4 protein-coding genes are annotated in these 11,761 nt (G+C 43.2%); all 4 read right to left on the bottom strand.

Annotation, left to right across the window (positions count from 1 at the left end; translation table 11 throughout):
* Positions 1-248 precede the first annotated feature (248 nt).
* Positions 249-698, bottom strand: coding sequence for a hypothetical protein (locus ACM0OZ_RS01460; RefSeq protein WP_414581033.1), 450 nt, complete (start codon positions 696-698; stop codon positions 249-251).
* A gap of 127 nt (positions 699-825) precedes the next feature.
* Positions 826-2,916, bottom strand: a complete 2,091-nt coding sequence (locus ACM0OZ_RS01455; protein WP_414581056.1) for a prolyl oligopeptidase family serine peptidase — start codon at positions 2,914-2,916, stop codon at positions 826-828.
* A gap of 751 nt (positions 2,917-3,667) precedes the next feature.
* Positions 3,668-8,917 (bottom strand): response regulator, encoded by a 5,250-nt coding sequence (locus tag ACM0OZ_RS01450; protein WP_414581032.1) that lies wholly within the window; start codon positions 8,915-8,917, stop codon positions 3,668-3,670.
* A gap of 102 nt (positions 8,918-9,019) precedes the next feature.
* Positions 9,020-11,623: a methyl-accepting chemotaxis protein gene (locus ACM0OZ_RS01445; protein ID WP_414581030.1), complete on the bottom strand. Its 2,604-nt coding sequence runs from the start codon at positions 11,621-11,623 to the stop codon at positions 9,020-9,022.
* Positions 11,624-11,761 lie beyond the last annotated feature (138 nt).

Raw genomic sequence — 11,761 nt, 5'->3', positions numbered from 1 at the left:
ACAGAAGCTGGGCTTGAATACACATAGTGACTTTTATGTCAATGCGTAAGTCCTAGACCTAGAGGGCAGGGCAAACGCATCTAAATATTAATCAAGGTGAGATTGTAGAGGGTGCGCCGATGCCTCAATAACAATATTCGGTGCTAAATCTTTCATAGTGATAAAGATAGGTGGGCAATGCCCACCCTTATTTTATGCGTAGGCGCGTTGTTTTCTGCCTGCTTACTATGGCAACGCCTATCTATTCTCTAGTTGCTAAAAGCATCCTTGATTGTATCAATAGCGCTTTCAACAGCATTCTTTGACCTATCTACTTGCTCCTTAGTCCGAGCTGCATCTTCCTCTGCTCTTTTGTAAATTCGAGCCTCATCTCTGTTTGCTTTGCGCTCAACAACACTTCCATTGTCATCCGTTGCTTGCTCAACTCGATCGGTATTTTTATTTGCAGTTCGCTCAACGCGCTCTTTGGTATCTTCGATGAAATCCTTAGATAATTTAGCACCTTTGTTGAGGTTATCTTGAACCTGTGAGCTAATGTCTGCCTCGGCGATTAAGGTTGCAGCAGGAGCAGCCATTGCTGCGGTGTTTGAGAAAAACGCACCTTGCCAAACGAAGGCTACAGCTGACACACAAAACACAGTTGTAGCCAGAAAGCGTCCTACAGTTGAAAGCCGTTTCATCAAATCATTCAATTTCATGGAATAGATCTTCATTTCTATTTAGCATCCTATTTTTACTTGATTTGGCTTTGAAGCTAAATCGTTCCGTAGACAGAGGTTCTTCGGTCTTGGCTCTCCCCGGCGTCAACGCATGGGGATTCAATTCCTAAATTTTCACATCCAAGGTACGCACCAAAAAAGCCCAAATGTCTGCTGTTTCCTCAATCCTCTTAGTTGTGGGTTTACCAGCACCGTGTCCCGCCTTTGTCTCAATTCTAATGAGCACTGGCGCATCACCAGTGTGAGCAGCTTGCAAAGCCGCAGCAAATTTGAAACTATGTGCGGGAACAACGCGATCGTCATGATCGGCTGTGGTAATTAATGTTGCTGGGTAAGCTGTACCCGGTTTCAGGTTGTGCAATGGTGAATAGGCATAAAGTGCTTTGAAATCCTCTTGGTTTTCTGGGGAACCATATTCAGAAGTCCAAGCCCAGCCAATAGTAAATTTATGGAAGCGCAACATATCCATCACGCCTACAGATGGCAAAGCAGCACCAAATAAATCGGGACGTTGAGTGATGCAAGCACCCACCAGTAGTCCCCCGTTGCTTCCACCAGCGATCGCTAACTTAGCAGGTTTTGTATACCCGTTAGCAATGAGCCATTCAGCAGCAGCGATAAAGTCATCAAACACATTCTGCTTTTTCAGCTTCATTCCCGCCTGATGCCATTCTTCTCCATACTCACCACCACCACGTATGTTGGGGATAGCATAAACACCGCCCATTTCCATCCACACCAAATTACTGACAGAAAAGCTAGGGGTTAGAGAGATGTTGAAACCACCATAACCAGATAGCAATGTTGGGTTATTTCCATCTAATTTAATTCCCTTTTTGTGGGTAATAAACATTGGCACTTGGGTGCCATCTTTGCTTTTATAAAAAACTTGCCTTGTCTGGTAATTATCAGGGTTAAAATCTACCTTGGCTTGACGGAAAACTTCACTTTTTCCGCTTACCATGTCGTAGCGATAGATAGTTCCTGGCGTAGTAAAGCTGGTAAAATTATAGAAGGTTTCGGTATCATAACGCTTGCCATCAAATCCTCCAGCAGAACCAATTCCAGGTAATTTTACTTCGCGCACAAATGCGCCGTTCAAGTTAAAAATCTTAATTTGGCTGTAAGCGTCTTTGAGATAATCAGCAACCAATTGATTATTAATTATGCCGACACTTTCCAAAGTTTCCGCAGCTTGAGGAATGATTTCTCGCCACCCCTCCTTCATCCCTCCCTTACTAACAGAAGAGGGGGGGATTTTGGTATCAATGGCAATAACTCGTCCTTTAGGCGCATCGAAATCAGTGCGGAAATAGAAGATGCTACCGTCATTGTCGATAAAACTGAAATTTGACTCGAATTCCTTGATGAGTTCTACAACTTCCGCTTTTGGATTGGTCAAATCTTTGTAGAAAACCAAATTTCTGGGGTCACTTCCTTTCCATACTGAAATGATCAAGTAGCGCCCATCTTCCGTCACATCGCCACTAAATCCCCATTCCTTTTGGTCTTGACGATGGTAAATGAGCAAATCTTCTGATTGGGGTGTTCCTAACTTGTGGTAGTAAAGCTTTTGGTAATAGTTGACATCTTCTAATTTGGTTTTTTCATTCGGTTCATCGTAACGACTGTAGAAAAATCCTTTGTTATCAGTTGTCCACGATGCCCCAGAGAATTTAATCCAATTCAGGTGGTCTTTGAGATCTTTTCCAGTTTCAACATCCCTGACTTTCCACTCTTGCCAATCAGAACCAGCAGTAGATAAACCGTATGCTAAAAGCTTACCATCTTCGCTGACAGCTACTCCCGAAAGGGCAACAGTACCATCTTTTGAAAGGGTATTGGGGTCGAGTAAAACTTTTGGTTCAGCGTCGAGAGAAGTTAAAGTGTATAAGACAGACTGATTTTGTAAACCATCGTTTTTGAAGTAAAAATAACGGTTACCTTCTTTGAAAGGAAGACTATATTTTTCGTAATCCCATACTTTTGTGAGACGCTGCTTAATTTTTTCTCTGGCAGGAATTTCCTCAAGATAGCCAAAAGTCACTTTATTTTGTGCCTCAACCCAAGCCTTAGTTTCTTTTGAGTCGGGGTTTTCTAACCAACGGTAAGGATCTGCTACCACAGTACCATGGTAGTTCTCTACTTGATTGCTTTTCTCGCTGGGTGGGTAAGTCAGGTGTTTTTCGGCAGGCATAGTGTTTAAAGCTAATTCTTTCTTGACATAGTTCCAAGATAGAACCTTGCCTGGGGGTTTTTGTACATCCGGCGCAATTAAAGTGTGAGAATCATTCGGTGTTTGAATTTTAGCAACAGCAACTGTAGCAGGGAACAACCCACTGCCCAAGATGACAACAACGAATAAACTCACTAAAAATAGGCGTGATAATAAAAGCACTTTAGTCATAAGTAAATTTTACTAGGTTCAGTGATCGCAATTTTATGGGTGAGTAGATTAGAGATTTAACGATAGCAATAAAATTGAGTTGTGAGAAAAGTACCCCGAAATGGAAACCTCCACCTAGACCTGATGGCACGTGATTTTAGGTTGCATTCCCGGCGTATGTCTCAACGTCACCTCAGATCTTGCACCCAACAAGAGCCAGAGGCTCTAATATCTCGTTACCAGGTTGAACCTGGTAACGAGGGTTTGGAGGCTTCGCCTCGTTACTGTTGCAACTCTTGCAAGATCTCAGTCACGCAACTTTCGGAGGTGATTTACACTAACACAGCGTTGCGATCACCGTTGGCGGAGCGTGCGCTTTGCGCTTAGGCGGGCACTTCGTGCCATCGCATTCCCAAAAATAAACCCCCCTAACACAAGGTTAAGGGGGCGAAAGATTTCGTACATTTCTGTAAGCTGCTAAGTACTATGTGCAAGCGAAGTTGACTTATGCACTTGGAAGGATGGCTGGCTGAAAACCCCTTGCCTTTAGACGCTACAACGACTAACCATTACTCGTACTGTTAACCAATTTCTCCCCTTTGAGCATCCGCCCTGCTGCTTCGAGTAGGGCTTCCTCAAGATAAGGTTTGGTGAAGTAGCCGCTTGCACCTAGTTGAATTGCCATTTGTCTGTGCTTATCTGCACCGCGTGAAGTGAGCATGGCAATGGGCAAATGATTTAGCTTCGCATCTTTATGTATGCGAAAAAGCAACTCCAAACCATCGCACCGGGGCATTTCAATGTCGCAAAATACAATATCGCAAGGTAAACCTGCACGCAGTTTATCCCAAGCTTCCTGACCATCACGCGCCTGTTCTACGCGATAACCAGCTTTGTGAAATGTGAGCGACAGCAATTCCCGGACTGTAATTGAGTCATCCACAATCAACACTGTCGGGTCAATCTTATCAGGAGTGGTTTCTTGTACAACAGGAGTATCCTGCTGCTCCCAATTGACAGTACGCTGTTTAGAAATTTTTCCTTGGAAAATATCAATGATTTCCAGCACATCAGCAATAGGCATAATGCGACCATCTCCCAGGATAGTCGCACCAGCAACACCAATGGGTTTGGGGAATGGTCCTTCAAATTGCTTAATAACGATTTCTTGCTCGTTAAGTACTTGGTCTACCTGTAGGGCAATCAGGACATTTGCCGATCGCACAACGACCACAGAAATCATGTCGTCATCCCGGTGACCACCATAAATGCTACTTCGACTGATTTGACGATTGAAAGTTAAAATTTCTTTGAGCGATCGCAATGGCAGCAGTGTATCACGCCAAGGAATGTATTTTTGCCCGTCAGCACCTTGCTGTATTATGTTTACAGGAACATCTAAGGTATCTTCGACACCATCGATTGGGAAACCAATGCGGGCTTTATCAGATACGCAGCACAGAGCTTTGCAAATACTTAGGGTTAGGGGTAGACGAAGGGTGAAGGTCGTTCCCCTACCTACAATCGAATCAATGTTAATTGTTCCTCGGATTTCACTCGTCCTAGCGCGAACGACATCCAAACCGATACCACGACCTGCTAATTCATCTTCTTTTTCTTTGGTACTAAAACCTGGCAAGAACAGCAAATCGTAAACATCTAAAACAGATAAAGTTTTAGCTTGTTCTGGCGTTCTTATGCCCATCTTGATTGCTTTTGCCTTCACCTGTTCTATATCAATACCTGCACCATCATCAGTGACAGAGATGACGGTTTGGTTTCCTTGATGGAAGGCGCGGACAGTAATAGTTCCCACAGGTAGCTTACCTTGAGCTTGTCGCACTTCTGGTGTTTCGATACCGTGGGCAATTGCATTGTTCAGTAAATGCGTCAGCGGGCTTTTGAGATGTTCCAAAATCACTTTGTCTATCAAAGTATCTCCACCTTCGATAGTTAGCTGCGCTTGTTTGCCACACTTGAGAGCGCTCTCGCGTACTCCTCGCTCTAAAGGAGTGGTAACATCAGCAAAAGACTCCATTCGCGATCGCGTTATGCCCTCTTGTAGCTGGTTACTAACCTGCCGCAACTGTCGCGCCACTCGATCGCTGTCTTCGGTGACAAAATTAATGTCACTTGCTGCCTCACGCACCCGTACAATAAGTTCAATCATTTCCAAAGACAGGGTATGGAAAGGAGTAAACCGATCCATTTCCAATTCTGTAAAACCCCTGTTTGTATCTTGATTATTATACCCAGTATTATTTCTGCTATTTCTACGGTTGGCTAAAAGAGATGCTTCTAATAGCGAGCGATCGTACAATTCCCGCATCCTCGCACCAACATCACTCAACTGCTGCACCTGATCGAGCAAGTTATCTAGAAACTGTCGCAGACGTTCTTGATCCTGTTCTAGGGTATTGCGATTGACTACCAACTCTCCCACCAAATTGCTGAGGTCATCCAGATGCTTGACAGGAACCTTCATCAGTTGTTGAAATTTCGCAGGGCGAGAGACGGAGGGATGACGAAGAGGTAATCCCTTCACCATCTCCTTCAATTCTTGAAATCGAAAGTTAATATCCTGTTTAGCTGTATCTGATGTTACCTCATCTGACACTAAAAACGGTAATTTTGCTTGGGCGGTAACTTCTTCTGGTTTATATTCAGTAACACTTGGTACAACTTCCAATAGTAACTTATCTAACTCTGCAAATTCTTCATTCAAGGAAGTATTCATTTTTTGAGAAAATTCCTCTTCTGAAGAAAGTGCTTCTGTCGTTTCCGTTGTTGCTGTCAAAATGAGACTAGCATCTTTGTCTATTGCTGCTAACAGTTTAGATAAATCATCTTCAAGTTCCTGTTGCTCTTGAAATAAACCCTCTAATTCATTTAATAGATTTTTCTCGTTGATGTGTAGTGTGCTTTCCTGGGCTTGCAACTCACTGGCGGCTATGTTTTCTACTATCTGTTCTGTATTAACTGGCAACTGAGTCGTTTCTGCTGCCAAGAAATCTTCATTTAAATCAATTTTTGAATCTGGTTGTAAAGCATTATCTGTGAAGTCAAAATCTACTGGCAAGATAGTCTCTGCTTCAATGTCTATAACTGTTACCTCTGCAACATCAGCATCATCTGTTTGTGGGATAGTCTCTGCTTCGATGTCTACAACTGTTACCTCTGCAAAATCAACATCATCTGTTTGTGAATCTGTTTGTGAAATAGTCTCTGCTTCAATGTCTACAGTTTCTAAGTGTACCTGTGAAGGTTCAGGAGTCAACGTAAAACTTATGCCTTCAGGTGGTTGTCTAAACAACAAACTATTGAGGAAATCCTGTTGTTCATCGGCAAAAGGATTTTCTGTGGTGTCAAAAAGTGTGACATCGTTTGAGGAAACTGTTGGCGTCTCCTCAAATAAGACTGGTACAGTATTTTCATTTTCTACCTTCAGAAACTCAAGATTGAGTTCACTCGATGCTTGTGTTAAATCCGCTTGTGCAGTTTCTGGAGGTGTCGTAAATTCTGGCGTTAATTCTAGAGCTTCTGGCTGTTGCGAAAAGCCACTCTTTTCTGTGGAAGACACTTCCCTGTAGTAAGCTCTACTTTCAGCATCTATACTAGTGTCAATAGAAGATGTCGTTGAATGTGTTGGTGATAGCTCCTCAAACAAATCATCATCAGCTTGCGATGAAAATATCAAATCAAACTGCTGTTGCGACTGAAAATTGAGATCTAAATCTTCTAAATTCAAACCTGAGGTGGAGATCAAGGGGTGCTCAATATCATCAAAAATTTCCTCCGCAGCAGCCAACAAAATTTCTTCCAATTCCCTTGCTGAATCCTGTTGATCGACAGAACCAAATTCGTCCTTTTGTCTTTCCTCAGCTTCTGAGAGCCAGAAGTTGCTCAAATTATCTATCTCAGGCATTGCAGCGAAGAAATCCGCAGGCTTGTTCCCAGACAAGGCTATGCTATTATCTGCCTCTGTCTCGGCAAATAGCTCTTCTAAAGTCAAGTTTTCGTTATTATCTCGGGTAGTTTCTGTTTTTTTGAAATCATCAAAGCTCGTTTTTTGATTGTTGGAAAGCTCGATATTAGGGATACTCTCTGTTTGTATTTGATTGATTTGACCTGTAGATAAAAAACCATTTTCATCTAGCAGCAGTTCTAATAAACTTCCCACCTCGTCTTGTATTCTTTCACGCCCACTAGTAACCTGTTCTAAGTCGGATAGTGTATGTTTTGTTACAGTTTTATGTGCAACTATCTTATCGCTACTTAACTGACTTGTGTTCTGACTTGCCGATTCTAAATTCTCTTCATAAAATAAAAACTTTCTCTCAGTATCCTCAGTGTTACTGTTACTTGAATTTATTACTAATTTCTTTTCAGCGTTAATTTCTAAAATTTCTTCTTTGTCCCAAGATTCATATAAGTCAGAACTTTCACTTTCAAACAAATCAGCCAAGGTATTCAAGTCGGCTGTTCCTACCTCTAGGCTATTAGTGTCTGTACTGCTATCAGTCAGAGGTGCGTTGTCATTGCTATTAAATTGCTCTAATATCTCAGATAAGCTAGTAATTCTGTCTTGCGGAGCAATGTCTAAAAGTTCTGTGGAAGCAGCATCACTTGTTGTTTGTGAAATAACTTTATTAATAACCAGACTGTTGAATGTGCTAGAAATAGTTGGTGGCAATTCTAATTGTTGTGCTGGAGTATTTGCCAAATTATCTACTAAATCAAGCTTACTTTTCACGGGCTCGATCAACCTCGCTTCCATTCCTCTCTCCTCATAGGAGAGAGGCTTTGAATTCTCCCCCTTCGCTTGTAGAAAAGGGGGCTGGGGGGTTAGGTTTGACGTTGGTTTTTCCACATGATCTGAAAAGTCAGCTAAATCAAGGGGTATTTCTAACAATTCAATTTCTTCTACCCTAACAAGTGCTTGCAGCTGCTGACTTATTGTCATTTCAGCTTCCCTACCAGCACTGACGAATTCCAGAGCGTTTTTAAAATCTGTGATGACGATTTTGGCTAAACTCAGATAAGTGTTTTTGGGATTAGCGATCGCACTTTCTGCTGTGTGACACAAACGACACCAGTTAAACCAATTGAATTCTTCACCAAGTTCAGCTAAATGCTGACAGCACTCTTGAAGCTTTTGCCGAGTTTCGGGTGTTGCGGTTTGTTTAAACAGTTGTAACATTTCCCGCAGTGTCCGGATAACCTGAGATTGCAGACTTTGCAGGTTTTGCCAACTCTCGCTTTTTTTTGGCGCGGTTTGTGGTAGCGTTACACTATCAATTCGTGGTATCACCTCACCCCTGCCCCTCTCCTTGCCAAGGAGAGGGGTGCCCGGAGGGCGGGGTGAGGTTTTTGAACGCAACTCAGTATTACATTGATGTACAAGAAACTCCAAATGTTCGTGCAACGATTTGAAAACTGTTTCTGTCTCTGACATTAAGGTACTCGCAGTTTCTTCAGTCAGTCCAAAAGGTTGCTGCAAATGCTCTAACAGCGCTTTCAAGGTATCACATACACCAAGAAACAAAGATTCTAACTTTTGGTCAACTTTAACCGAATGATTTTTCAGAACTTTGAAACAGTCCTCCAAACGGTGCGCCGTGTGCTGAATGCTACTCAGACCAAGCATCGCCGCTCCTCCCTTGATAGAGTGAGCCGCCCGGAAAACTTCGTTAATCATTTCCGGGTCGTCTAAGGTACTCTGGAGATTCAGCAACCCCTGCTCTATCGTATTCAGGTGGTCTTTTGCTTCCTCAATGAAGTAACCCAAAATGCGTTGTTGTTCTGGCAGCATAGTTTTTAGTCAAGAGTCAAGAGTCAAGAGTCATTAGTCATTGTAGAGACGCGCCATGGCGCGTCTGTACATCTTTGTCATAGCAAATAACAAATGACTAAATTACTTAGTATTTTCAGCGGTTTCGACTCGGAAGCGTTCAACGGAAGTGATGAGTTCGCGAGATACACTCACCAAATTTTGTAAAGCACCGGAAACTCGTTGTGCTTCAAGAGAAGTGTCTTGCGCTGTTAATTCTACAGATTGCATAACAATCGTGACAGCGCGGGAAGTTTTGGTTTGTTCGACTGTGTCCGAGGTAATGCCACGGACTAAAATATCAATGCGCTTGGCGACTTGAATGATGTTTTCTAGCGATCGCTTGGCTTGTTCTGCCAATTTTGTACCTTCAATAACTTGTTGTGTACCTTCCTCCATCGCCGTCATCACAGAGCCTGTATCGCTCTGAATTTGCATCACTATTTGTTCTATTTCTTTCAATGACTTAGCTGATTTATCTGCTAACTGGCGCACTTCATCCGCCACAATTGCAAAGCCCCGTCCGGCAGATCCCGCGCGCGCCGCCTCAATGCTCGCATTGAGTGCTAACAAATTCGTCCTGGAAGCAATCTGGGAAACCAACGCCACAATCTTGGAAATTTCTTGGGAAGACTCCGCCAGTCGCTTGACTTTGCGGCTTGTTTGAGCGACGGTTTGCCGAATTTCTAAAATCCCCGCCACCGTGTTTTCCACTGCTTCTCCACCTTGAACGGCAATGTCGCTAGCCTCACGGGCTACAGCTTCTGCTTCCCGTGCTGCTTCTGCTACGCGTTGGATCGAGTCAGTCATGATCTGTACAGAATTTAGCGTCACCCCTAATTCTTCTGCTTGGCGCAGAGCATCGCTAGATAATGCCCTTGCAAAGATTTCAGAATTCGTTGCTCCTCTAGTCACTTCCTGGGCTGCTACTTTCACTTGTTGCACAAGATCGCGGAGGTTTTGGATTGTGAGGTTAAAAGCATCAGCGATCGCTCCGAGTACATCGGCACTCACTTCAGCTTGCACCGTCAAATCTCCCCTAGCGGCTCCTTCGACATCATCTAACAAGCGAATCACCTGGCGTTGCAGGCTTACTCTCGCTGACTCCAGTTCTTGAGCCTTACGTGTCGCTTCATTTGTAGTCGTAAATATAACATGACTCATTTCATTAAAGCCAGCAGCGAGCTGCCCGAATTCGTCTTGTGAAGACACCGTGACTTGGGCATTGAAATTTCCTTGGCGCACAGCATCAAATTGAGCTTGCAAATCTCGTGCAGTGCGGCGAATTTGCCTGTGGGCGAAATTCCCTATAATACCTGTGGTAACAAAAGAAGTGATTCCTGCTGTTAAGGCGATCGCCCAACCTGTGTTTTGCATAGACTCCCGTTGTTCCGGTGGCGACAAGTTAGCAGCAACAAAGCTGACTCCAGCGACAACCACTGCTGAGACAACACCTACAGTACCAGCGACAATCCATTGCTTGGTTTGTAAGGAGGCATTTTCCAATGGAGCAAGAAAACCTTGCTTGATGGATTGGGGTTTTATCTTCGAGGTATCAGCTTGGGTAAAGACTGTTTCTCCTTGTTGAGAAGTCGTGAGCGTGAATAGTTGCGAGTGGCGATGGGGAAGCCCTCCCTCTGCGCCAATGCTCTTTACGGTGGGGAGAGTGGCGTCATCATCTTTAAGGTTGCTTTTTGAAGTGAAATCGCCATTTTCCCCATTAGGTACAGTCTCCACTGTACTCAGTAACTTACCGTTGTTTTCCACTGATGCTGAACGCATCTGTGAATCTTCAAAGCGAGAATCTGCTGTAAGGTCAAACCCTGGTATGTTCCCCAAGTCGTCAAATTCATCAAAGTCCTCTAAAAACTCTATATTATTCCCTTGAGAGTTATTTTCGCTCAATGTGCTACTTTTCTTTTCCAAGCTACTGTTTGTTTGTAAATCAAGTGCAAATGCTGGGCTACTATTTTGCTGTTTAATCTCCGAATTTTTGTTAGCAGAATTTGTATTATTTTCTTCCTTTTGAAGACTCTGTTGTGAAATATGTTCCAGCCAAAAATTCGGCAACTCTAATTCTGCTTGCGTTTCTCCATGACTTGCATGACTGAGTTTTGATGCCTCTTGTTGATTAACAGCAAAAGGGTTGTCGCTAAAATTTTCTTTGGGATGAGACGTACCAGATACAGTTCTATCGTTTCTTGGTAGCTCAAATGCACTGCTACCAGGTACTTCTACGTCGTCAGCGTCTTGATGCTTATCCAAGGAGTTTAAATCAAAGCTGTTACTATTAAAATCTTGATAATGCGCCAAATCTTCTAATTCTTGTTGCTGAGCTTGAGGTTCAAAAGAGTCCGAAAAATTCTTGTTTCCATCATCGTGCTTCTCAACCACGACCGCGTCTACTTCACCTTGGTATTTTTTTATCTTGTCAATACCATTTTGGGCAAGGCTGATGAGTTCTTGGTCATCAGTGAACTCCAACACCTTTTGGTATTCTGCTTTTGCCACGTCATACTGCTGTAAAATGTAGTAGACGTGACCCCGCAGCAAACGGATGTTAGGGTCATCAGGTAAATCTTGCACCACTTGGTCGATGAGAGTGGCTGCTTGTTGGTAGTTTCCTTGTACGTAGGCTTTATAAGCTTGCTGATATATCTGCTCGCAATCTTTTATACTCGCTGCCATTTCCTGCCTCCATTTCATACCAATTTGAAAAAAGAATGCGACAGATACACACTCCCAAACCCTGGTTATATCTGGCTTTCTTAATTTTGAATTTTGAATTTTGTAAACGCCCCCTGGGCGGCTCTTTCAAGGGTATTT

The sequence above is a fragment of the Scytonema sp. PCC 10023 genome (assembly GCF_963920835.1).
Taxonomy (GTDB): domain Bacteria; phylum Cyanobacteriota; class Cyanobacteriia; order Cyanobacteriales; family Nostocaceae; genus Kalymmatonema.
The sequence above is the reverse complement of the archived record's forward strand: the minus strand, read 5'-3'. Positions and strand labels throughout refer to the sequence as shown.

What these genes read in the sequence shown, in the direction of transcription:
- ACM0OZ_RS01460 (WP_414581033.1), bottom strand. Translation starts at nt 698, where the DNA reads ATGAAATTGAATGATTTGATGAAACGGCTTTCAACTGTAGGACGCTTT.
- ACM0OZ_RS01455 (WP_414581056.1), bottom strand. Translation starts at nt 2,916, where the DNA reads ATGCCTGCCGAAAAACACCTGACTTACCCACCCAGCGAGAAAAGCAAT.
- ACM0OZ_RS01450 (WP_414581032.1), bottom strand. Translation starts at nt 8,917, where the DNA reads ATGCTGCCAGAACAACAACGCATTTTGGGTTACTTCATTGAGGAAGCA.
- ACM0OZ_RS01445 (WP_414581030.1), bottom strand. Translation starts at nt 11,623, where the DNA reads ATGGCAGCGAGTATAAAAGATTGCGAGCAGATATATCAGCAAGCTTAT.